General features: G+C 53.2%; 18 protein-coding genes and 1 other annotated feature. Of the genes, 6 read left to right on the top strand and 12 right to left on the bottom strand.

Annotation, left to right across the window (positions count from 1 at the left end):
- Positions 1-180 precede the first annotated feature (180 nt).
- Both C4S74_RS02210 and C4S74_RS02205 read right to left on the bottom strand, forming a co-directional pair.
- Positions 181-2,220: a helicase-associated domain-containing protein gene (locus C4S74_RS02210; RefSeq protein WP_103993728.1), complete on the bottom strand. Its 2,040-nt coding sequence runs from the start codon at positions 2,218-2,220 to the stop codon at positions 181-183.
- Positions 2,195-3,892: a DNA repair helicase XPB gene (locus C4S74_RS02205; RefSeq protein ID WP_103993727.1), complete on the bottom strand. Its 1,698-nt coding sequence runs from the start codon at positions 3,890-3,892 to the stop codon at positions 2,195-2,197. Before C4S74_RS02205 ends, C4S74_RS02210 begins: the two co-directional genes overlap by 26 nt.
- Positions 3,893-4,064: 172 nt before the next feature.
- Here C4S74_RS02205 and C4S74_RS02200 point away from each other — a divergent pair, with 172 nt between their 5' ends.
- Positions 4,065-4,835: a thermonuclease family protein gene (locus tag C4S74_RS02200; RefSeq protein ID WP_103993726.1), complete on the top strand. Its 771-nt coding sequence runs from the start codon at positions 4,065-4,067 to the stop codon at positions 4,833-4,835.
- Positions 4,836-4,905: 70 nt separating this feature from the next.
- On the opposite strand, the gene C4S74_RS02195 is transcribed toward C4S74_RS02200, so the two are convergent.
- Complete coding sequence (locus tag C4S74_RS02195) at positions 4,906-5,340, bottom strand: CBS domain-containing protein (RefSeq protein WP_103993725.1); 435 nt, start codon at positions 5,338-5,340, stop codon at positions 4,906-4,908.
- 50 nt (positions 5,341-5,390) lie between these two features.
- Complete coding sequence (locus C4S74_RS02190; protein ID WP_103993724.1) at positions 5,391-6,629, bottom strand: M20 family metallopeptidase; 1,239 nt, start codon at positions 6,627-6,629, stop codon at positions 5,391-5,393.
- A 136-nt stretch (positions 6,630-6,765) separates the two neighbouring features.
- Here C4S74_RS02190 and C4S74_RS02185 point away from each other — a divergent pair, with 136 nt between their 5' ends.
- Together C4S74_RS02185 and ftsW are read left to right on the top strand one after the other, a co-directional pair.
- On the top strand, positions 6,766-7,110 hold the full coding sequence (locus C4S74_RS02185; protein ID WP_103993723.1) for a YugN family protein: 345 nt from the start codon (positions 6,766-6,768) through the stop codon (positions 7,108-7,110).
- Positions 7,111-7,122: 12 nt separating this feature from the next.
- Entirely contained in the window at positions 7,123-8,304 is a 1,182-nt protein-coding gene (gene ftsW, locus C4S74_RS02180; protein WP_103993722.1) for a putative lipid II flippase FtsW, read from the top strand.
- 104 nt (positions 8,305-8,408) lie between these two features.
- Here the strand turns inward: ftsW and C4S74_RS02175 are convergent, their stop codons facing one another.
- Positions 8,409-8,795 carry an Asp23/Gls24 family envelope stress response protein gene (locus C4S74_RS02175; RefSeq protein WP_103993721.1) on the bottom strand — a complete coding sequence of 129 codons (387 nt, stop codon included), beginning with the start codon at positions 8,793-8,795 and terminating at the stop codon, positions 8,409-8,411.
- A gap of 197 nt (positions 8,796-8,992) precedes the next feature.
- Here C4S74_RS02175 and cax point away from each other — a divergent pair, with 197 nt between their 5' ends.
- Positions 8,993-10,036 carry a calcium/proton exchanger gene (gene cax / locus C4S74_RS02170; RefSeq protein WP_103993720.1) on the top strand — a complete coding sequence of 348 codons (1,044 nt, stop codon included), beginning with the start codon at positions 8,993-8,995 and terminating at the stop codon, positions 10,034-10,036.
- Between the two features lie 64 nt (positions 10,037-10,100).
- Here the strand turns inward: cax and C4S74_RS02165 are convergent, their stop codons facing one another.
- From C4S74_RS02165 to C4S74_RS02145, 5 genes are all read right to left on the bottom strand, one after another.
- Positions 10,101-10,385: a YlaN family protein gene (locus tag C4S74_RS02165; RefSeq protein ID WP_042232658.1), complete on the bottom strand. Its 285-nt coding sequence runs from the start codon at positions 10,383-10,385 to the stop codon at positions 10,101-10,103.
- Positions 10,386-10,531: 146 nt separating this feature from the next.
- Entirely contained in the window at positions 10,532-10,780 is a 249-nt protein-coding gene (locus C4S74_RS02160) for an HPr family phosphocarrier protein (RefSeq protein WP_103993719.1), read from the bottom strand.
- Between the two features lie 103 nt (positions 10,781-10,883).
- Positions 10,884-11,999, bottom strand: a complete 1,116-nt coding sequence (locus tag C4S74_RS02155) for an aminopeptidase (protein ID WP_103993718.1) — start codon at positions 11,997-11,999, stop codon at positions 10,884-10,886.
- A 49-nt stretch (positions 12,000-12,048) separates the two neighbouring features.
- A complete protein-coding gene (locus C4S74_RS02150; protein WP_103993717.1) occupies positions 12,049-12,753 on the bottom strand; it encodes a TVP38/TMEM64 family protein in 705 nt (234 codons plus the stop codon).
- Between the two features lie 190 nt (positions 12,754-12,943).
- Positions 12,944-14,959, bottom strand: a complete 2,016-nt coding sequence (locus tag C4S74_RS02145; protein WP_103993716.1) for a sensor domain-containing diguanylate cyclase — start codon at positions 14,957-14,959, stop codon at positions 12,944-12,946.
- 317 nt (positions 14,960-15,276) lie between these two features.
- Between C4S74_RS02145 and rpsD the strand changes: the two genes are divergently transcribed.
- A complete protein-coding gene (rpsD, locus tag C4S74_RS02140) occupies positions 15,277-15,882 on the top strand; it encodes a 30S ribosomal protein S4 (protein WP_103993715.1) in 606 nt (201 codons plus the stop codon).
- 94 nt (positions 15,883-15,976) lie between these two features.
- Here rpsD and tyrS read toward each other — a convergent pair whose 3' ends face one another.
- Entirely contained in the window at positions 15,977-17,242 is a 1,266-nt protein-coding gene (gene tyrS / locus C4S74_RS02135; protein WP_374755383.1) for a tyrosine--tRNA ligase, read from the bottom strand.
- A 60-nt stretch (positions 17,243-17,302) separates the two neighbouring features.
- Positions 17,303-17,618, bottom strand: a binding site (T-box leader).
- A gap of 145 nt (positions 17,619-17,763) precedes the next feature.
- On the opposite strand from tyrS, the gene C4S74_RS02130 reads away from it, so the two are divergent.
- On the top strand, positions 17,764-20,856 hold the full coding sequence (locus C4S74_RS02130) for a transglycosylase domain-containing protein (RefSeq protein WP_103993713.1): 3,093 nt from the start codon (positions 17,764-17,766) through the stop codon (positions 20,854-20,856).
- A 190-nt stretch (positions 20,857-21,046) separates the two neighbouring features.
- Here C4S74_RS02130 and acsA read toward each other — a convergent pair whose 3' ends face one another.
- The gene (gene acsA / locus C4S74_RS02125) at positions 21,047-22,771 is read right to left on the bottom strand and encodes an acetate--CoA ligase (protein ID WP_103993712.1); all 1,725 of its coding nucleotides are present in this window, start codon (positions 22,769-22,771) and stop codon (positions 21,047-21,049) included.
- Between the last annotated feature and the right edge of the window lie 127 nt (positions 22,772-22,898).

The following is a 22,898-nucleotide window of genomic DNA, read 5'->3' as shown; positions in this document are numbered from 1 at the left end:
TATCATATCATAGTTCCCTAGGACTTTCTCCATTTTTTGAAAGGAACCGGGGTGACTTTTATTGGAGATTTTTCAGAAAAAGAGATCGTTTGCAGGCTTCCTGGTGTTTGAAAATAAAGAAATGATTCGCACAAAACGAATTATATTACATAAATTTCCATAAATCAAGCTTAACAAAATTTAACCTTCGGACACTCCGGGCAAAAGGATGCGGATGCTGCTGATCCGGCCGGCTTGAACCGTCCTGCTTCGTCCTGTGTCGTCCGACAGCTCGATACTGAGCTCTTCTCCCTGCTCCACAGCCTTGCGCGGTATCCATACCGCCGGCCGGCCGCCTTCGACCCCGGCTAACACGGGAGCTCCCCAGGAAATCGCCTGCCGCACGATTTTAAACGTGGTCGACGGGTGGTAACCCCTGCTTTCCTGATGCCAAACCGCGGGAATATCCCGCAATCCGGGATACATTTCCTCCACGGAAGGCAGACGGGTATCCGGTTCCAGGTACTGGACGGGGTCCTGATCGTACACGATGCCTTTCGGCGTCTCCGGTTCCGCTTCTCCATCCGGACCGGGCGCAGCTTTTCCATCCTGAAAATCCGCCGCTTGCCGGGGAGAAAAGCCCGCTGCGTCGAGCAGCTTCATCAGCTCGTTCATTTTGCCTGCCGGAACGATAAAATCCGCGTCTCCGATTTTTTCGAGCAGTAGCCTGCCGATTTTCGGATGACGCGAAATTTGTTCAGCCAGCCCTCCGTCCGCACAGCGCAGAAGAGTCACATCGCCCAGCACGACCCGGCCGTACTGCTCGGCCCAGCCGGCGAGCGTAAGCCGGAGGGTTTCCGGCACACCGTGGCGGGAGTGAGCTTCGAGAAGCTCCAGAGCCTTCTCCCCCGGAGTTCCGTGATCGGCCCCTCTTTGGACGCTTTCTTTAGTCAGCCGGTACATGGCCATCCGGTCGCTTTTCACAAGTTCGGCGATCCGGGCGATTTCCCAGCGTACCGCGAACGGGCATTCCGGCGCAACCATCACCTCGAAATCCGGCTGTACGTACAAAAAACCGGGCGAATTCGCCGTTTTGCGCTCCTCATTTACTCTCTGATCGCCCCGTACGGGATAAAGCCAGCTAACCGTTACATCCCCGCTGTCTTCCGGCTCCCAGTCGAGCCATCCGAACGCCCGCAGAGGCTGAAGCCATTTCTGGATCAACTGGAGGTAAAAACGTGCCTTCTCCTCCTCGCTTCCGGTCAGCGCTTCTCTCCTGTTCAGCTCGGCCGCCAGACTGCCGAGCCGTATTTTTGTGCCCACTGCGAGCTTGTCGAGCAGGCAGACCGCATGCTGAAGCTCCACTTCTTCGGGAAAACGGTGTTCGCTCCACAGCCGGTACAGCCTTTCCGTTCGGGTGGCCTCATCCGCGGCGAGCCAGTCTCGGAGCCGGGCATTATGCAGAAGGAGCCGGTCCCCGCTCCGGTACAGCAGCCCAAGCCGCTGCAAAAAATCCAAAGCTGCCGCCAGCGATACCGGATACGTATCGGCATGCGCGTACTGGAGACCGCAGCCGGCAAGGTCGGTTTCGTCAAAGCCGAGAAGCGCCGTCATTTTCTGTACGTGGCGCTTGTGCAAAGCTCCCCGCTGTGTAAGCGGCAGCTCGTGCAGCTCCGCGTAATTGAGCAGGAGAAACAAATCCAGCGCCAGTCCCTGCCGGGGCTTGTCGCCCTGTTCGTAAAGCTCCTTCAGCCTGCCGTCACCGCCGCTGCCGGGACTCCGGAAGCCGCCCGTTCCTTCGCCTTGCCTATAGGGCGGCGCCATTGAAGGAGCCTGCAGATCCGCCAAACCCGAGTCAAAAAACACCGCCTGCCAGCCCCGCAGCCCATCCTGCGGAAGCAAAAACAGCCGGTCCCCCCACGATTTGCGGAAGGCCGCGACCAGCCCCCGTCTTCGCAGGCCAGTGATGGCCGTTTTGACGAGAGCCGACGCCCGGCCCGCCGTTTCCTTCTCAAGCTCGGCCGGTGTAAAAGGCCGGCTTCCGAAGCGGACGACGATCAGCCTCAGGAGCTTCTCTTCATCGGGATGGAGTGTTTTCCGGAGTCTGCCCAGCACTTCTTCGTTCCCGAAAGCTTCGAGGGGCTCAATACCGTGCGCTGCCGCGCTTTTTACCCAATCCTGACCAAGGAGCTGCCTGGAAACGGCCGGCGGCATTTTATCGAACACTCCCGCATAATTCATCGCTTCCGTCCTCCTCTATCGTGTACTCGTACCCCTGCTCAAGCAGAAAAATCCGGCGTTTAAGCGCATACTCCTGCTCGCTCGTCCCTCTGCTGACCAGCGTGTAGAAGAAAGCCTCGTTTCTCCCCTTCTTGGGCCGGAGTATGCGTCCGAGGCGCTGAGCCTCTTCCTGCCTCGATCCGTAGCTTCCCGAAAGCTGGATGGCAACGGAAGCATCCGGGAGATCAACGGCGAAATTAGCCACTTTCGAAACGGCCAGAATGCGGACAAGTCCCGTGTTAAAAGCTTCATAGAGCCGCTGCCGGTCCTCCTGGGGCATTTCTCCGGTAATAAGCGGAACGTTCAATTTCCGGGCCGTCTCTTTCAGCTGGTCCAAATATTGACCGATAATGAGAATCGATTCTCCGTCATGGCGGGTCAGAAGACGCGTTAACGCCAGAAATTTGCGGGAGTTTTCCCCGGCTATGCGGAAACGGCTTCTTTTGTCCGCTTCGTAATAGTTCTGCAGCTCACCGGCCTCCATCTCCACTCCGACCTCCGTGCAGGTTACGCGGGCGATCCATCCTTCCCGCTCCAGCCGCTTCCAGGGCATATCGAACAGTTTGGGGCCGATCAGTGAAAAAACATCTTCCTCGCGTCCGTCCTCGCGCACAAGGGTTGCCGTCAGCCCGAGCCGCCGGGTCGCCTGGATATCCGCTGTCGCCCTGAAAACGGGAGCGGGCAGCAAATGCACCTCGTCGTAGATGATAAGCCCCCAGTCGCGGCTGTTGAACAGCTCCATATGAGCTTGTTCGCCCCCTTTTTCCCGCCGGTGGGTAAGAATTTGATACGTCGCGATGGTAACGGGTCTGACGAGCTTAACGTCCCCGCTGTATTCTCCTACCAGCGAACCATCCAGACTGGTCTTGTCCAGAATCTCTTTGATCCATTGGCGGACGGATGTCACATTCGTGGTCAGAATGAGAGCCGCGCAGCTGAGCTTTGCCATCGCGGCGATGCCGATGACCGTTTTTCCCGCGCCGCAGGGCAGGACCAGTACTCCGCTGCCTCCGTCCGAACCGCCTGCCGGATGAAAGCACTCTACCGCCTGGCGCTGATAATCTCTCAGCTCTACTCCTTTGAGCACGGCCGGGAGTTCTTCTCCCGCATGATAGCCCGCCAGATCCATGACCGGATACCCGAGCCGCGTCAGCTCCTGCTTCATGACGCCTCTCATTTCCGGGCGGACTGCCAGCGAGGGTACTTGAAAGGCTTCCGGATGAGCTTCGTCTTCCCCGGCGAAAAAGCGCCGGAATTCTTTTAACCCGATCAGTTTGGCCAGTAACCCCTCCTCTTGTGATTGGAGATACAGGTTCCCCTTATCGGAAACGAGCCGAAGAAGTCCGTAGCGGCCGAGAATCGAGATAAGTTCTTCCTCCATGCGGCGGGAGATCCCGTATTTGGATTCCTGCTTCAGAAAACGGATAATATCGCCGCTCCGCAGACCGGAAGCCGCCGCATTCCACAAAGTGAGGGGGGTTATTTTGTAGGTATGCAGATGCTTTGGGCTTTTAACCAGATCCGCGAAAAGCGCCAGCTCCGCACGGATCGACTCAAAACGTTCATGATCCGCTTCCGCCAGCACGGTGAGATCCTGCTGAACGATAAGCGCATTGTCAGATGCCGGATTCACGGCGAGGCCTCCTTTACAGCCGAATTCTCTCTTCACCTATTCCTAGTATGAAAGGAACCCCCGCGAAATAAACGCTGGCGCATCATTTGTGCTCCATTTCGGAGCATTGTATAATGGCTAGGTTCCTTTTATCGAAAAGGAGCATTCAATCTGACAACAAGGAATGGATCCCATGAACACGAAAAAAGCACTTCTCTTGTTTATTCTTGCCGCACTTTTTCTTGCCGCCTGCGGCTCCGCCAGTCCCAAAACGGATTCGGGGTCTTTTAAAGAAACCGTCCTTGCCCGCTATCCCGAGCTGAAAACGCAAAAAATGACGACAGCCAAGGTCAAAAGAGTAGTGGACGGAGATACGTTCCAGCTGGAAAACGGGGATAAAGTACGGATGATCGGCTGCAACACGCCTGAAACCGTAAAACCCGACAGCCCGGTCGAAGCCTATGGCAAGGAAGCGTCGGACTATACGAAAAAACGGTTAACCGGGGCAACCGTCTATCTGTTCAACGATGCCGGAGATACCGATAAATACGGCCGGCAGCTCCGCTACGTTTTTATTGAAGGGGAGCCCGTCATGTACAACGAACTTCTCCTCCGGGAAGGGTATGCCAACGTGATGACCATCCAGCCCAATGTGATGTTCTCCGATCGTTTTGTAAAAGCGGAACGGGAGGCCAGATCCGAAAACAAGGGCTTGTGGAGCATCAAAAAAAGTCCATCCCCCGCCAAAACCGGCGATTCCCATAATGAAGATTCCGGCAAAAATCAGGAAGACGCCAACCAAACGGCAGCCTGTGCGGCTCCTCAAATCAAAGGCAATATCAATTCGAAGAAAGAAAAAATTTACCACGTTCCGGGGAGCTCATCCTATGAGCAGACGCGCGCTGAAACGATGTTCTGTACGGAAAACGACGCCAAGAAGGCCGGCTACCGCAAAGCCGGATAACCTTCTTTGCAAGCTGAAAAAGACGCACCGGCTGTCGGTGCGTCTTTTTTTTGAAGCTGCCGGGCGGCATTCATTTGTTGGAAGACGTGCTCCGGCCTTCCGATATGCGGCTGAGCGCTTCTCCCGCCTCGTCTTCCAGCTTTTCCCGGACCGCAAGGTCCCCGATCGCGATTACGCCGACCAGATTGCCGTCCTCGACGACCGGGAGACGGCGCACCTGATGCTGAGCCATCACTTTGGCCGCTTCCTGTACGTCCGTATCCGGCGAAATCGTCGTCAAATTTTCGGAAATGACTTGCTTAACGGCCGTGGAACCGCTGTGTTTCTCGGCATAGCCGCGGACGACAAGATCCCTGTCCGTTACGACGCCGATCAGCTTGCGGCCCTCCACGACGGGAATGAAGCCGATATCGTGCTGTTTCATCTTAAGCGCGATCTCGTACACGTTATCCTGCAGCGTGACGGTTACGCAGTCGGTCGACATGACCTGTCGGACTGTAGGCACGAAAAATTCCTCCTTCACCTGCACGAAGGCAAGTTTTGTTAAGGCTGGAATTAGCGTGTCCCCGTTTCGTCCAAAACATGCAGAGCCATCCTCGTCAGAAGCTTGCCGGCGGTCAGCATCGCCCTCTCGTCCAGATCGAACTTCGGATGATGGTGCGGATAATCCGCTCCCGTCCGCGCGTTACCCGCACCAACGAAAATAAAGCAGCCCGGCACCCGCTGAAGATAATACGCGAAATCTTCCGCGGCCATTACCGGCTCGATCGTTAGCACGCGGTCATCCGGAAGCATGCCGGAAGCGACTTGCCGGAACCGCTCGAACTCGCCGGGGTGATTGATCAGCGGCGGGTACCCCAGCCGGTAGTCCATGACCGACTCGGCTCCGTACATCTTGCAGGTCGAAGCCACAATTTCTTCGACCCTTTCTTTTACCTGCAGTCTCAGAACTGAATCGAACGTCCGGGTCGTTCCTTTCATTTTGCAGGTTTCCGCGATGACATTGAAGTTGGTTCCGCCGTTAATGGAACCGATCGTGACCACGCAGGAATCGATAGGACTCACCGTCCGGCTGACGATGGTCTGCAAATTCACGACCGCGTGCGAACCGATGACAACGCTGTCAACCGCTTGGTGAGGCATTCCTCCGTGGCCGCCCTTCCCGCGGATTTCAAAATGAAACTCGTCGGCCGCGGCCATCATCGCCCCGGGATTCGAGCCCACTACCCCGACTTCCAAAGGCGTCCATAAATGTACGCCGTATATAACATCCACGCCGTCCAGTGCCCCCGCTTCTATCATGGAAGCGGCTCCGCCGGGGGTAACTTCCTCCGCATGTTGAAAAATAAAGCGGATTCTGCCCTTCAGCCGCTCTTTCTTTGTACTCCATATTTTGGCGGCGGCGAGCAGAGTGGACGTGTGCGCATCGTGTCCGCAAGCGTGCATGACGCCGGGAACCTTCGAAGCGTAGCCGCACTGCTTTTCGTCCTGTATGGGCAGCGCGTCCATATCGGCCCGGAGAGCGACCGTCGGTCCGGGAGCGTCCCCTTGAAGATCGGCTACCAGTCCGTGCCCGCCCATGCCCGTGCGGACTTCAAGCCCCCATTCGGTAAGCTTTTCCGCTACGAACGCCGCCGTGTTGACTTCCTTATAAGAGAGCTCCGGATGCTGATGGAGATATCTTCTCCAGGATACCATCGTCTCGTACATCGCTTCCCATTCTTTGTCCAGTTCCTCACCCTGTCTGATCAAGGTATCACCCGCCCCCGTAATTGATACGAACTTTCCTTTCATTGTACCAAATCCTCCCACGTCTTACACCGCCAAACGGACAACAATTTTACATGATTCCGGGTTTGCTCTTACTTGCAAGACGTAGGGAAACATACTATCATGGTTAAAGAATGTATAGAAATTGGAGGCGTCTGAATTGATTATTGAAACCAAAGGGTTTAAAGGCCTGAAAAGCGATCTTGCCCACCTCGACGAAGTAACATCCAAACTCGGTTTTGTACGTGGGCAGTGGGAATATACCCGTGCGACTTATGATTTGAAAATGGAAGATCCGACGACAAAATCCGACTACTATCTGCGTGTAAACACACGTGCCGAATCCGGCAAGCTGGAATCTCCATACGCGATTTTGTACATTGAAGAAGCATACATAGGAAGAGCTACTTTCCCGCACGGTCTCGACTATGAATCCCCGATTCCGGACGCGATTTTGAATAAAGCGAAGCAGAAGTTGTCCCAGCTTCAACAACTGCTGGCGTAACAGGAGACTCATTTGAGTACCCCGCGCAGAGGAACGCCAGATTTCCTGCTTCTTTTCCTAACCTTCGCACTGGTCTGCTTCGGCCTCGTGATGGTTTTCAGTTCCAGCTCGGTATACGCATCGACCAAATTCAACAATCCTTGGTACTTTGCAACCAGACAAATTTTATTCGCCGTAGTCGGCACGTTCTTAATGCTGTTCTGTATGAATATCCGGTATAGCAAACTGAAAAACTGGGTCAAGCCCGGCTTTCTCGTTGTGATTGCCATGCTCGTAGCCGTCCTGTTTTTCAAAGGAATTAACGGTTCAAGAAGCTGGCTTCCGCTCGGAACGTTCAGCCTCCAGCCCGCTGAGTTTGCCAAGCTCGCTGTAATCGTTTACCTGGCGCAGCTCATCAGCAAGAAGGGCGACAGCATTCAGGATATGAAAAAAGGCCTTCTGCCGGCCGTGCTCATTACGGGCTTTATCGCCTTCTGGATTTTGCTGCAGCCGGATGTCGGCTCCGCCGCTATTCTCATCCTTTGCGCCAGCGTGGTGATCTTCGTGGGCGGCGCCCGGGTGAAGCATCTGTTTTCAATCGGTGTGGCGGGCGGCCTGGCCGCCGTGGTATTTCTGGGCTTCTATTTTCTGTTTAATTTTAAATCCGCTTCCGATCATGTCGGTTTAAGGATGAAACGTTTCAGTGCTTATCTGAATCCGAAGGACGATGTGCTGGACAGCGGGTTTCAGGTTATGCAGTCTCTGTATGCTTTCGGACACGGCGGCATTACCGGAGCCGGTTTCGGACAAAGCATTCAGAAGCTCTACCTGCCCGAGCCCTACACGGACTTTATTTTCGCCATTATCGGCGAAGAGCTCGGCATGATCGGCAGCATGCTTTTCCTGCTGGTCTACATTATCTTCCTGTGGCGGGGACTGGTCATTGCCGTCCGGTGTCCGGACCGGTTCGGGATGCTCACCGGTGTCGGCATTATGACCATGATCGGAACCACGGCCATTATTAACATCGGCGGTGTTACCGGAACCCTGCCGATGACCGGGGTTACGCTCCCCCTCATCTCTTACGGGGGATCTTCCATGATGGTCACGCTGATCGGCATGGGAATCATGCTCAGCCTTTCCCGGGAGCAGAACCGGCTGGAGAAGAAGGAGAAGGTCGAGAAGGTTACGCAGACTACGCGTGTTTACCGCTAAGTGTCTCTTCTCCTTCGATCCGGCAGTTTGTACGACAAAAAAAGGATGCCCCGAGGGCATCCTTTTTTTTATGTACGCTGCCCGGCAGCCGGGCCGGAACCGGTTTATTTCACACGCGTTGGGTCGTCAAGCGCTGCGGCTTCGTCTTCCTTGAAAGAAACGCCTTCGACTTTGACATTAACCTCCACGATGCGGAGTCCCGTCATATTCTCCACCGCTTCGCGCACGTTAAGCTGCAGTTCTCTGCATACGTCCTGGATTTTGCTTCCGTAAAGGACGATGACGCGGAGATCGACGGCCGCTTCCACTTGCCCGACTTCGACAGAGACACCGCGCTGAACATTTTTACCGCTCAGACGTTTGGCGAATCCTTCCGATATTCCGCCGGACATGGCGGCGATGCCCGGTGTTTCCAAAGCAGCGAGGCCGGCAATCGTAGCCACAACATCGTCTGAAATGCGTATGTTACCCGTTTGAATTTCTTCGACCATCCGAATCACTCCTTCAGCAATCGTTATCCTTATTGTAATTGCTGGCAATTGAGAAAGCAACCGAACGCCTCACAGGGGGAAGGAACGAGTTCATTCCTGCACGCAAAAATCTTATTTTACAACATTGCCATTTGTGGGTATATTATTTAAAGCATACATACCTGTAAGAAACTACTACATAAGCGGAGGGATAGCTTTTGAGAAAAAACCTGTTCAACATCGGTTTAATTGTGACATTCGCACTTAGTGCCGTTGCGCATTATATGCATTGGGGCACGACGATTCAGTTCGCGATCTCGTGTCTGGCTATCCTCTTTGTGGCCGGATTCCTGGGAAAAGCGACCGAAAGCGTCGCCCACTACGCCGGTGACCGGATGGGAGGATTCCTGAATGCGACTTTCGGTAACGCGGCGGAGCTTATCATCGCCTTCTTTCTCGTTAAAGACGGCTTGTTCGATGTAGTCAAAGCCAGTTTAACGGGAGCCATTATCGGGAATCTTCTGCTCGTACTTGGAGCGAGCGTGCTGGCGGGCGGACTAAAGTTTAAGGAACAAAAGTTCAACATCAAGCTGGCCTCGCACAACGCTTCCTTGATGACGCTGGCCGTAATCGCGCTGTTCATTCCAGCGGTGTTTGCGAAAAGTCTGACCCAGAAAGAAACGACGCAAATGAGCTTGATCGTCGCCGGCGTCCTTATCGTCGCTTACGTTTTGTGGCTCATTTTCTCCATGGTGACGCATAAGAAAGAACTCTCCGATCAAGTGGTCGAACACAGCGAGCCTGCCTGGTCCAAGAAAACGTCGATTCTCTTTCTTCTTCTCGCTACGGTTATGGTGGGCTTCGAAAGTGAATGGCTGGTCGGAACGCTGGAGGAATTCACTTCCCAATTCGGACTGTCCGAACTGTTCGTCGGAGCTTTCCTCATTGCGATTATCGGGAATGCGGCCGAGCACAGCGCGGCGGTTATGATGGCTCTGAAAAATAAAATGGGAGCCGCCGTTGAGATCGCGGTCGGGAGTTCGCTCCAGATTGCTTTATTCGTAGCTCCGGTTCTTATTTTCTCGAGCTTCTTCATGGGAAACACGATGGATATCGTCTTCACCACTTACGAGCTGGTGGCCATCGGGGTAGCCGTTATTATCTCGAAATCGATTTCCCAGGACGGTTCCTCCAACTGGTATGAAGGGGTCCTTCTGCTGGCGGTTTACCTGATCCTCGGTGTGGTCTTCTTCCTCGTCTAGCGAGCTGCCTCTTATAGAAGCAGCAAAATAACAGCAACAAAAAAAGTAACCCGCCTGGTGTGGGTTACTTTTTATTTAAGGCTTCATACAATTTCGCCAAATTACGCTCAAGCTTGTTCAGCAGTTCCTTGCCGACATTGGCGGGAATAAGTCCTGCACGGATTGCGAAATCGATTTCCCGCGAATACCCGTACATCTGTGTATCGAGCACCTCTTCGTACAAAGGGCATTGACGAGTCGTCAAGTTTTCCATTTGAATTTCGATCAGCTTTTCGATTTTATATGCATCTTCTTCAAGAAGATTAAGTGCTTTCTGGTTCAAACTCACCAGCAAATCCGATGAAGACATACTTCTTTTCCCCCCTGTACAGATTCCTACGCCTTAAGTCTAATATAGACGAAAATAAGCCAAGTTACAAGAGAAAGGGCCTTTGCCTTCCTTTTCCCGCCCTATAAAAAAAGCGCCCCGCAGCCGGGACGCCCTTATTTCTCGGATTAGTCTTCCACGATTTGAATCGCCAGCTGATGCTTGGCAAATACTTCGGCCATTGCTTTCTTGGCTTCTTCCGCATCCGGTCCGTGAACATGAAGCTCATAGTTGCCGGAGCTCAGAAGTGTCGTGAATAGACCCAGAATGCTTTTAACATCAATATACTTGTTATCGTATTGCAATACGATGGAAGATCTGAACTGATTGGCAGTCTGGGAAATTTCCACAATCGCTGCATTGTTGGCACTTGGCATGAAGCATTCCTCCTATACGGTTCAACGTCGTCATATAGTTCCATGTTACACGATGAAACCCCTTACACGCAACAACTTTTTCCATTGCGCATTCCAAAAGGGCTTATTTCAGATTTTCGGGATTCAGGCCCTGAAGCTCGGGAATCACGAAACGGCCGTCTTTCCGGATAAGCACGTCGTCAAACCATACTTCTCCGCCGCCGTACTCCGGACGCTGAATCAGAACAAGATCCCAGTGCAGCGAGGAACGGTTGCCGTTATCCGCTTCTTCGTAGGCTTGTCCGGGGGTGAAGTGCAAGCTTCCATCGATTTTCTCATCAAAAAGAATGTCTTTCATCGGATGCTGGATATAAGGGTTAAAGCCCAGACTGAACTCCCCGATATAACGGGCGCCTTCATCCATATCGAGCACTTCGTTGATACGCGCCGTGTCGCTGCTCGTCGCTTCCACGATTTTGCCGTTCTCGAGGCGGAAGGAGATGTTGTCGAACGTAACACCCGACTGAATCGAAGGCGTATTGAACGTGATGGTCCCGTTTACGGAATCGCGAACAGGCGCCGTGAAGCATTCCCCGTCCGGAATGTTATTTTGACCGGAGCACTTGATAGCCGGAATTCCTTTGATCGAAAAAGTCAGATCGGTACCGGGCGCGACAAGCCGCACCTTATCGGTCCGCTCCATCAAAGCTTTCAGCGGATCCATCGCCGCGTCCATGTTGCCGTAGTCGAGATTGCAGACATCGAAATAGAAGTCTTCGAAAGCATCCGTGCTCATGCTGGCCAGTTGGGCCATGGAAGCGTTCGGATAGCGGAGCACCACCCAGCGGGTATGCTTGATTCTCTGTTCCAGATGAACGGGCTTCTGATAGTAGAGGCTGTAGAGCTTCATCTGCTCCTCGGGCACATCTGCCCACTCGTTCACGTTTTCTCCCGCTCTTACTCCTATGTAACCGTCCATTCTTTTCATACGGGCAAGATCGGCTTCTCCCCACTCCTGCATTTGTTCCTTCGTAGCGGATTTAATCAGGGAACCGAGTACGCGCCGGTCGATCAGATCCACGTAAGGCTTGCCGCCGCGGGCATACACTTCTTCGATCAAGCAGCGGACGAGTTCCCGTTCGGAACCGTACATCTCGATCCACACGTTTTCTCCCGGTTGTACATCAAGCGAATATTGGACCAAATTGGCCGCAAGCTGTTGAATTCTAGGGTCGCGCATAAATGTCGTTTCCTCCTTGAAATGAGCGGTTGGTTCTTAGTTCCCCGGCTTACGGGGACGGTTTGTCCTGTTTCCGGGCATCCAGCCGCTTTTTGAATAGACTGCCCAGTACCATCAGAATAACAAAAATGGCAAGCAGAACGAATAATCTGCCCTTATAGGCTTTAAAATGAAATAAATCATGGGCAATCAGGGATTCCAGCAGCACCATCGGAATTTTGCCGATCGTCGTCCCCAGCACAAACTGGCGGAACGTTACCGAAGTGACACCGGCGCCAAAACTGATGGCGGATGAAGGAATAACGGGAATTAGCCTCCCCATTAGGATGTACAAAAAACCGTGATTCTCCAGTTTCTTGTTAAACTGCTGTACAAGCGGCTTGGAGCTCAGTTTTCTTTCAACCCAGTCATGGGCGAAATAACGGGCGATAATAAACGCCGTCACGCTCCCGAGCACGGACATCACGTAATTCACCACAAAACCCCATTTGATTCCGAACAGCGCAACATTGGCGCCCGCTATGAGCACGAACGGCACGAACGGAAACAGGGTTTGAAGATAGACCAAGGCTATACCCAGAGTTTTGCCCAGCATGCCAAGCGAAATAAGCCATGGAGTCAGCTGCTCCATAGACACGCCCGTATGCCTCCAGGCCGATTTTCTATATAGAATCGAAAGAACGGCAATAATAACCAGCACTATCGTCATCCCATAAATAAACCGTTTGGTACGAATAAATGTAAGCCATTTCAAACTCGCCATCCTCCTGACTTTTTTATTGTAACATTTTCTGGGATGATGTAAACTGTGAGGCCCACTATAACAAAGCATGTTATCTTATAACCGGCGGACATGCCGTACGAAGCATTATTTTGGAAATGAATGTAAACCCGATCAAATCCCATCTTCCAGAATTCAGCCCTTTTGACACAAAAAAGCGCTCCTACGAGGTGAAGGAGCGGCTTTGATCCATAACGATTTGATTCCGGCCATCATGCTTGGCCTGGTACAGGGCCATATCGGCTTTGTAGAACAGGGATTCCACGCTGATCTTGTCATCTTCCCAGAACCAGTCCGAAACCCCGCAGGACACGGTTACTCCGGGTCGCGTCTCGTTCATGACCCTTTCGCGGATTCTTTCGGCGACGCGGAGAGCCTGCTGTTTGCCGACCTTCGGTAAATATACGGCCAGCTCTTCGCCGCCCCAGCGGGCGGCAATGTCCGTGTCGCGTATGCTTGAAGCGAGAATACCGCTGACCTGCATAAGAATCTGATCGCCGACCTGATGGCCGTACGTGTCGTTCACTTGTTTAAAATAGTCGATATCCACTACGATCAGGGAACCGCAGAAGTCTTTCTTCTGCATCTCCTTGACCTGATTGTTCAAATAATGGCGCGCATACAAGCCCGTCAGCTGATCCATGATGACCAGACGCTGTAGCTCGGCATGCAGAGTCGCGTTTGTGATAGCCAGACCGATATGGCTGCAGAGCGCCTGAAGCAGCTTGAAGTTATCGTAGGAGAAATAGTGGGGATCGCGGTGAGCGACCAGGATGACGCCAAGCACCTCTCCCCCTCCGAGGATCGGGGCCGCCATCAGCGACTTCGATTTCGACAATTCCATCAGTTTCGATGAAACGTGGAATCGCGGGTCGTAATCGGAAACGATAACGGCTTCCTTCCTGTCGTAAACGAGCCCCGAGTAGCCTGTCCCCATCTCCAGATGCTCGTAGTGCAGCGGATTGAAGTTGCTCGCTTTGACGGCAAGCCGTTCCTTCTCATCTTCCTTCTGGAGAATGCAGCAGAAGTCCCCTTTGAAAATATCCGTAAGCTCTCCGCAGGCAAAATCGAAAATTTCGTGGAGGCTCAAGCTTTGGGTAAGCTTCTGGGTCATATCGTTGATAAGCCGCAGCTCGTTGACCAGCAGATTGGAATGCTCGTAGAGCTTCGCATTCTCGAATGCCGTGCCCGCGGCGTCCGCGAGCAGAGTTATAAAGGACAGCTCAGCCGGATCGACCGTATCGCACGTATACTTAAGATGAAGCACTCCGTATACGCCCTGGTTTCCCGATAGAGGAGCCGCAATTTCCCTGCGGCGGATTCCGTCCCCCAGCTCTTCTTCGTAGACGAACAACTCGCCCTCCAGAAACGCCTTGGCACAGATGTCCTTCTCCCCGTGCTGATAGCGCAGAAGCTTGAAGGGCAGCGCTCCGTTATGATGGTCCTGAGAAAGCAGCAGGTCGAGCATCACAAACGGGTACAGCTCCTGGATGCAATCGATCACGACCGTAAGAACGGCGTTAACGTCGATCTGGGCATGCAGCTTGTTCGTCATTTCGAACAGCATCTCCCATTTGCGGAGCTCCCGCTCGCTGCGGTTAATCTGGCCCGACAAGGAGAGCGCCGCACGGGCGGAATGGCCGCTCATGCTGAACTGCTGCAAGGACAGGATGTGAGATTCGAGCAGCGCCTCCAGCAGGCAGCTGTCCTCGACGGGACCGGCAAGAATGCCGATCGTCCCGATACAATCGCCGGACAAGTTGTACAGCGGAGCCGCACAGGTCACATAACCGCGCAGCGCCCCTTCGTTATATTCGGAACCGTCAACGGTAACAAGGCTCTGGTGGCGCTTACACCGCGAGAAAGCGGTTTGTTTAAGCAGTTCATCCGTCCATGCTGTTCCATTCCGGTAGAGAGGGTGCAAAAAATGTTCCGCGGCATAAAATCCGAGCTTTCGACCGAAAGAATCGAATAGTTCCAAAGAACCATTAATTTTTCGCAGCGACCGAGTCGACCGGCCTATCCATTCTTGGAACAACTGATAGAGTTCGTCGCGCTGCGACAGAACGCCGCCCTGTCCGACGAGATGGAGAACATAGGGCTCAAGGCTTGATTCATCAAGCTTTTTCGCGTTTTCGACGGGATGGTAAGGTAAGGGGTGGTGAAGTTTGTCGCTCATAGACAACTCCTTTTCCACTTCCGAATGATTAAGAAGTATACTCCTAATGATACTAAATTTTTAGTAGTTATGCACTATCTTTTCCAAGAGTTTATGCAGAGGTTTGCGCTTGACATCCGTTCTTATTTTGCATAAAATAAGTAGTCGAGTACAAAAGGTTATCGGGAGATTTTCGTGACTCACCCTCTATAGCTTCGCTGCTGATTAGCCTGCGGCTGAACAAGCTTCTCAGAGGACGCCCTTCGCGTCCGCCGGCGAAACTATCACGTGATCTGCCCATCTATCCAAAATAACATTTGAAGAGGGGTAACATCCATATGTCACGTTATACAGGTCCTAAATTTAAACTCAGCCGTCGTCTCGGTATTTCCCTGAGCGGCAGCGGCAAAGAACTCAAGCGTCCGTTTCCTCCAGGTCAACACGGCCCGGGACAACGCAAGAAAATGAGCAACTACGGCATGCAGCTTCAAGAGAAACAAAAGCTTCGCCTCATGTACGGCGTACACGAGAAGCAATTCCGCAACCTTTACAGCTTTGCTTCCAAGCAAAAAGGGATTACGGGCGAAACGTTCATGCAGCTTCTTGAAAGCCGTCTGGACAACCTCGTGTTCCGTCTTGGTTTCTCCAACTCCCGTGCAGGCGCGCGTCAGCTAGTCGCTCACGGTCACGTGACTGTAAACGGCAAAAAAGTCGACATCGCTTCCTACTCGGTTAAAACCGGCGACGTGATCGGTCTTCGCGAAAGAAGCCGCGCTCTCTCCGTAATCAAAGAAGCACTGGCTAACCGTAACTACCTGCCGGCTTACGTTGAATTCAACGAAGCTGCTATGGAAGGTAAATACGTTCGTCTGCCTGAGCGTTCCGAGCTTCCGCAAGAGATCGACGAGAAGCAAATTGTCGAGTTCTACAACCGTCTTTCCTAGTCAACCGTCAGGTTCGACTGCAAAAAAGCCCCGATCTCCGGATCGGGGCTTTTTTTGTGCTTCTCCCGGTCTGGCCGGGAAAGCTGCACGCGCACTAAGCTAGTTTGATTTTCGCGAACTTGCGCTTGCCTACCTGAAGAATATCGCCGTCCTTCACTTCCACGGACGCATTCGGGTCGGTTACTTTCTCTTCGTTCAGTCGGACACCGCCCTGCTGGATGCTGCGTTTCGCTTCGCCGTTGGTCGCCTGCAGGCCCAGCGTCACGAGCAGCTTGACCAGGCGGATACCGCCCTCTTCAAGCTCACCTGCCGCAAGCTCGACTTCCTCGATATCGTCCGGCAGCGCGCGCTGCTGAAATACCGTAACGAAGTGCCGCTCCGCTTCACTCGCAGCTTCCTCGCCGTGGTACATACGCACAAACGTGGCGGCCAGCCGCATTTTGGCGTCGCGGGGATGAACGCTTCCGTCTTCGATTCCGGCACGCAAAGCGCTGAGCTCGTCGTGGCTCAGATCCGTCGCCAGCTCGTAGTACTTCATCATAAGCTCGTCCGGAACGGACATCGCTTTGCCGTAAATTTCATTAGGCGCCTCATCGATCCCGATGTAGTTGCCTAGACTCTTGCTCATCTTGTTTACGCCGTCGAGCCCTTCAAGCAGCGGCATCATGATCGCCACCTGGGTCGGTACGCCGTACTCCTTCTGAAGGGTGCGCCCCATCAGCAGGTTGAATTTCTGGTCGGTGCCCCCAAGCTCCACGTCGCATTTCAGCGCAACGGAATCGTAGCCCTGCATAAGCGGGTAGAAAAACTCATGCACGTGAATAGGCTGACCGGACGTGTAACGCTTGGAGAAATCGTCGCGCTCCAGCACGCGGGCAACCGTCAATTTGGCGGACAGCTCCACAACGTCGGCAAAAGTCAGCGGGCTGAGCCATTCCGAGTTGTAACAAACGGTCGTCTGCTCCGGATCGAGAATCTTGAAGATCTGCTTTTTGTACGTCTCTGCGTTCCTCTTCACGTCTTCTTCCGTGAGCTGCTTGCGCGTCTCGGATTTTCCCGTCGGATCCCCGATGCGGCCCGTGAAGTCCCCGATCAGAAGCTGCACATGGTGCCCCAGCTCCTGGAACTGCCGAAGCTTGTGAAGCACAACAGTGTGGCCCACATGAATATCCGGCGCGGAAGGGTCCAGACCGAGTTTGATTTTGAGCGGCCGGTTGTCCGCAAGGGACTCGGCGATTTTCACCTTCAGCTCTTCCTCCGGCACAATTTCAACCGCTCCGCGGCGCAGGATCTCAACCTGGCGCTCCGCTTCGGCCTTCTGCTCGGCCGTCAATTTTTCCCATACGTCTTTCATCGTCATCTTGCTTCCATCCCTCTCATCGCTGAAGTTTTCGCTGCATAACAAAAAGCCTTCCTGTCCACAAGGGACGAGAAGGCTTTAAACTCGCGGTACCACCCTAATTAAAGCACCTTCACCGGCATAAGGCCGGGCAGGCGCTTTCACTCCATTCGGATAACGGGAAAGATCCCGGAAGAAAGCTACTGAAAGAAACTTCCGCTCCATCCTGTCCAGGCGGCGGTCGCAAGCCGTTCCGATAATACGGACGGTTTTCTCTCCTGTTCACAATCCCTGCTCCGGACGGTATTTCGCTGAGGAGACCGGCACCGATTCACACCTGCCATCGGCTCTCTGTTCCCTGCATCTTCCCGCTACTGAAGTCCATCGACGCATTTTTGATTAATATCCAGTTCCCTAAATTTATATCATAAAGAAACAAACGGTGTCAATCTGCGGCAACCGGGACCAAAGTCACGGCGGTATTCAAGATTTTGGCTTTGTGCTATAATTGAGGCGGTTATTAAAGGAGGAATCCTGGTAATATGGCAAAAAAACTCTCTTTTTTACAAAATCCGGGAGTCCGAAAAACGCTTAAAGTTACCTTTCATACGGTTAAGTGGTTGTTTGTGGCATTTCTTGTTGTCGGAATTATGGGGGGAGCCGCCGCTTTCGGTTACGTAAGCGCTCTGGTCAAAAACGAACCCGTCCGGAATAAAGAGGAAATGCGCAAAAAAATCGAAGAGAACGCCATCACGGGTTTTGTCTACTTTAACGACGATGCCGTCATCGGACAGCTTCGTACGGAAGAAGACAGGCGGCTTGCCGAATTGGCGGAAATTCCTCAAGTCGTTCTTGATGCGGTGCTCGCGATTGAAGATAACGATTTCTACAAACACAACGGGGTTGACGTAAAAGGCTTATCCCGTGCCGTAACACAGAAACTGCTGAACGAAGACGTACAAACCGGCGGAAGTACGATCACCCAGCAGCTGACCAGACGCGTTTTTCTGACATTGGACCGGGATACGGGGCGTAAAGCCAAAGAAATCCTGCTGTCCCTAAGGATGGAAAGACTTTTATCCAAAGACGAGATTCTGCTGGCCTATTTAAATAAAATCCCTTACGGAAACGGGGCTACGGGCTATAACCTGTTCGGCATCAAAGCCGCCGCCAAAGGCATTTTCAACATCGACGATCTGAATCAGTTGAATGTCGCCCAAGCGGCCTATCTGGCCGGCCTGCCCCAACAGCCGAGCAACTACTCGGCTTACACGAGCAGCGGCGCGCCCAATCCGACGGGATTCAAAAACGCGCTCACACGCCAGAAGCTTGTGCTGAAGCGGATGCGCGAGGAAAACAAGATTAACGAAGCGCAGTACAACGAGGCACTCGCCTTCGATCTTGAAGCTTCCCTTGCCAAACGCCAGCAGAAAGCTTACGCCAGCTATCCCTATCTCATGATTGAAGCCGAGAAGGAAGCCGTCAATCTGCTTCTTAAGCAGCAAAATCCGGAACTCGATCCGGAGAAAGACGCGGCCGCCTACAACGAAGCCTACAAGGCGATGCATACCCAGCTTCTGCGCGGAGGTTATCAACTTTACACAAGCATCGACAAAACGATTTACGATGCTATGCAGACGATCGGCAAAGAAGCAAAGAACTATTCCCCGACCGATTCCAAGAAAGGCGAGGAACAGGTCGGAGCAGTCATGATGGACAGCAAAACAGGCGCCGTCCTCGGAATGATCGAAGGCCGCGATTTCAACAAATCGCAGATGAACAACGCGGTCCAGGCCGTCAGGCAGCCGGGTTCCACGATGAAACCGATTGCGGCATACATTCCCGCCATGGAATCCGGCAAAATCCAGCCTGCCAGCGTTATCGACGATTCACCCGTAATTTTGAAAGACGGAGCGAGAGGCTATCACATTCCCGAGAACTGGAACCACAAGTACAGCGGACTGATCACTGCCCGCAAGGCGTTGAACCAATCCTACAACATCCCGGCGATCAAGCTGTTCACGGACACCGTCGGAATCAAGGAAGCCTGGACATTCGCCAAGAAACTGGGGATTACCACGATTGAAAAAGACGATTATAACGCTCAAACGGGCGTAATCGGCGGTCTTAAATACGGCGTGACCGTTAAGGATATGACCGGCGCTTATGCGGCCATGTCCAACAAAGGACTATACAACGAAGCGTTTATGATCCGTAAAATTACGGATTCGACCGGCAAAGTCATTTATGAGCACGAAATGAAGCCGACGCGTGTCTTCTCTGAGGAGACAGCTTACCTGATCACGGATATGATGAGAACCGTTATAACCGAAGGAACGGCGACAAGTATCAAGAAAAGCTTTAAATTTTACGGTAAAATACCAGTAGTCGGCAAAACCGGTTCTACACAGGACGATGCCGATGCCTGGTTCATGGGTTACAGCCCGAACATTACGGTAGGTGTGTGGGCGGGTTACGAGCTTCCGGTGAATAAGCTCAGCAAAGCCGGGACTCAGCGCGCCATGAACATGTGGTCGCTCATCATGAACGCCGCGGTTGAGAAAAAACCCGAGCTGTTCCCGGACACCTCGTTTAAGCGGCCTTCTACGGTCGTTCAGGCGACCGTATCCGACGTGTCCGGCAAGCTGCCGAGCGATCTCAACCGGCAGTCCGGACACGTCGTGACGGACTGGTTTAACCGTAAATTTATTCCTAAAACCGTCGATAATTCAATGAAATCCATGAATACCATCGAATACAACGGCATTAACTATATCGCGCAGGATCAGACTCCGGGCGATATGGTCAAATCCAAGTTTGTCATTGTCCGCGAGAAGTCGGTCAATTCCCTGCTGAAGGAACTTTCCGCGGTTCTTAACAAACTTCCGGCCAAAAACCGCCGTCCGCTCAGCTTCTACAAACCGAAAGACTACGACGAGGACGCGCCTTCCGAGATCGACCCGCGCAAGGATGACGGAAGCGATCCGGGCGCCCCTTCCAGAGTGGCCGCAACCAAATCGGGCGGCACCGTGGTCATCACGTTCCAGCCGAGCGGAAACAGCGACGTAGTCGGCTACCGGCTTTACCGTTCCGACAACGGCGGTCCGTATATCCGGCAGACGGGAAAGGTTGTCATGACCGGAAGCGACCGCAAGTTTACGGACAGTGTCAGCCCGTCTTCCGCCCAATCTTACTATGTCACGGCCGTCGACGTTGCGGGACGCGAATCCGCTCCCGGGAAGCCTTCCTCGACAGGGTCCGACTCTTCCGTTGACTCCGGACTGGTGCCTGGAGGCGGAAGCGGCGGGTCAGACGGAGGCGGTCAAAGCGGCGGCTCCGATCAGGATCCGGAAGCGAAGCAGACGCCCTCCTCTCCTACTGGACTGACCGCCAAAGGAAGCGGCAGCGGATTAAGACTGAAATGGAACGAAAACTCTTCCAAAGATAAAGTTAAGCGATACAACGTCTACTATGCCGAAAAGGCGGACGGAAGTTACAAAAAGATCGATTCCGCCCTCTCCGGCGAATATGCGGTCTCGGCCGTAAAACACGACGGGTACTACAAAGTGTCGGCCGTGAACGATGCGGGCGAATCCCGGTTATCTTCCGCAGTCAAATATGCGGCGGCACGTTAAGTCCGCCTGCCACACCGCATAACACCATAAGAAAAGCCCATGAGCGAGCTAAGCATGATTGCTTGGCAGCTCCGGGCTTTTCTTATGTTTTTTATCCGGGGTGCCGAGGGAAACAGCTAAAACCGGAAACCGATTGACGAAAAAACGGATGAACCTAAAAAAGAGCGGCCTGCAGGCCGCTCTTTCTCTATTAATCTTCAATCGTCGACAGGTCGCCTGTCGGCAGGTTAAGTTCCCATGCTTTGAGCACGCGGCGCATAATTTTACCGCTGCGCGTTTTAGGAAGTTTGTCTTTAAACTCGATCTCGCGAGGAGATGCATGTGCGGACAAACCTTCTTTCACAAACTTGGCGATGTCCGCTTTAAGTTCATCGGACGGCTCGAATCCTTCGCGAAGCGCGATGAACGCTTTGATGATCTCGCCGCGCATCGGATCAGGCTTGCCGATAACACCCGCTTCGGCAACGGCCGGATGCTCGACCAGCTTGCTTTCCACTTCAAACGGACCTACACGCTCGCCCGCCGTGTTAATCACGTCGTCGATACGGCCCTGGAACCAGAAGTAGCCGTCCTCATCCATATAGGCGGAGTCACCGGATATGTACCAGCCGGTTATTCTGAAATACTCTTCGTATTTCGCAGGGTTGTTCCAAATTTTGCGCATCATGGACGGCCAAGGCGTTTTGACCGCGAGATTGCCCATCCGGTTAGGCGGCAGAACATTCCCGCTGTCGTCGATAATGGCGGCTTCCACGCCCGGAATCGGACGGCCCATGGAGCCCGGCTTGATCGGCATGCTCGGATAGTTACAGATGAGCTGGCCGCCCGTTTCGGTCATCCACCAAGTGTCGTGAATACGCTGGCCGTATACTTTCATCCCCCACCGGACGACTTCCGGATTCAGCGGCTCACCTACGCTCAGCACATGGCGGAGCGAGGACAGGTCAAACTGGCTGACCACATCGTCCCCGGCACCCATCAGCATGCGGAAAGCGGTCGGAGCGCTGTACCAGACGGTCACGCCGTACTTCTGAATCGTATTGTACCAGTCCTGCGGACTGAAACGTCCTCCGCGGATTACGTTCGTGGCTCCGTTGAGCCAAGGAGCGAAAATACCGTAAGATGTGCCGGTAACCCAGCCCGGATCGGCCGTACACCAGTACACATCGTCTTCTTTAAGATCAAGGACAATATTGCCCGTATAGTAATGCTGAACCATGGCGTTATGAACATGGAAAACGCCTTTAGGTTTGCCTGTCGAACCGGATGTGTAGTGCAGAATCAATCCGTCTTCGCGGTCTACCCACTGGATGTCGAGTTCTTCGGACGCCTGCGCCATTTCCTTGTGGAAATCCACTTGGCCTTCCTGCAGATCGAGATCTTCACCGACGACAATGACATGCTTCAGATTAGGCAGCTCGGCCGTCGGAATACGGTGCACAAGTGCGGGTGTCGTAATGATGGCGACAGCTTCGCTGTCCTGCAGACGGTCGCGTACCGCCATTTCCATGAATGCTTCGAAAAGCGGTCCGACTACCGCACCGATCTTGATGGCTCCCAGAAGGGCCATATACAGTTCAGGAGTACGCGGCATGAAAATAAAGAAACGGTCTCCCTTATTCACGCCAAGCTTGCGCAGCACGTTCCCGAATTGATTGGATTTCGTTTTCAATTGAGAGAAGGTATAGGACTCGTCTCTCTGCTGGTCGCTATAATAGAGGGCAACTTTATCTTTTCTGGAAGATTCCGCATGGCGGTCGATCGCTTCGTAAGCCATGTTCACTTTCCCCGTATCAAACCAGGAAAAATTGGATTCTATCGCTTCCCAATTGAACGATTCCCGGGCTTTCTCGTAATCACCCAGGTTGCCGTTTTGTGAAACTGCATCTACTACTTCACCTTTTAATTGGTTCATTTCTCCTACCTCCCGACAATTGAAACGCTTTCAATCTTTTTTGAATGCCATGTGCCTGACAGGAAGAAAAGCGTGCTTTTCACCATGTATATTATATCACAGCAGGATATGTTTGCCTATTGCTTTT

The sequence above is a fragment of the Paenibacillus sp. UNC499MF genome (genome assembly GCF_900107975.1).
In the GTDB taxonomy this organism is placed as follows: Bacteria; Bacillota; Bacilli; order Paenibacillales; family NBRC-103111; genus Paenibacillus_F.
The sequence above is the reverse complement of the archived record's forward strand: the minus strand, read 5'-3'. Positions and strand labels throughout refer to the sequence as shown.

What these genes read in the sequence shown, in the direction of transcription:
- C4S74_RS02160 (WP_103993719.1), bottom strand. Translation starts at nt 10,780, where the DNA reads ATGCCAAGTGCCAACAATGCAGCGATTGTGGAAATTTCCCAGACTGCC.
- C4S74_RS02200 (WP_103993726.1), top strand. Translation starts at nt 4,065, where the DNA reads ATGAACACGAAAAAAGCACTTCTCTTGTTTATTCTTGCCGCACTTTTT.
- C4S74_RS02130 (WP_103993713.1), top strand. Translation starts at nt 17,764, where the DNA reads ATGGCAAAAAAACTCTCTTTTTTACAAAATCCGGGAGTCCGAAAAACG.
- acsA (WP_103993712.1), bottom strand. Translation starts at nt 22,771, where the DNA reads ATGAACCAATTAAAAGGTGAAGTAGTAGATGCAGTTTCACAAAACGGC.
- C4S74_RS02165 (WP_042232658.1), bottom strand. Translation starts at nt 10,385, where the DNA reads ATGTCTTCATCGGATTTGCTGGTGAGTTTGAACCAGAAAGCACTTAAT.
- C4S74_RS02210 (WP_103993728.1), bottom strand. Translation starts at nt 2,220, where the DNA reads ATGAATTATGCGGGAGTGTTCGATAAAATGCCGCCGGCCGTTTCCAGG.
- tyrS (WP_374755383.1), bottom strand. Translation starts at nt 17,242, where the DNA reads ATGACGATGAAAGACGTATGGGAAAAATTGACGGCCGAGCAGAAGGCC.
- C4S74_RS02190 (WP_103993724.1), bottom strand. Translation starts at nt 6,629, where the DNA reads ATGAAAGGAAAGTTCGTATCAATTACGGGGGCGGGTGATACCTTGATC.
- rpsD (WP_103993715.1), top strand. Translation starts at nt 15,277, where the DNA reads ATGTCACGTTATACAGGTCCTAAATTTAAACTCAGCCGTCGTCTCGGT.
- C4S74_RS02155 (WP_103993718.1), bottom strand. Translation starts at nt 11,999, where the DNA reads ATGCGCGACCCTAGAATTCAACAGCTTGCGGCCAATTTGGTCCAATAT.
- C4S74_RS02145 (WP_103993716.1), bottom strand. Translation starts at nt 14,959, where the DNA reads ATGAGCGACAAACTTCACCACCCCTTACCTTACCATCCCGTCGAAAAC.
- C4S74_RS02175 (WP_103993721.1), bottom strand. Translation starts at nt 8,795, where the DNA reads ATGGTCGAAGAAATTCAAACGGGTAACATACGCATTTCAGACGATGTT.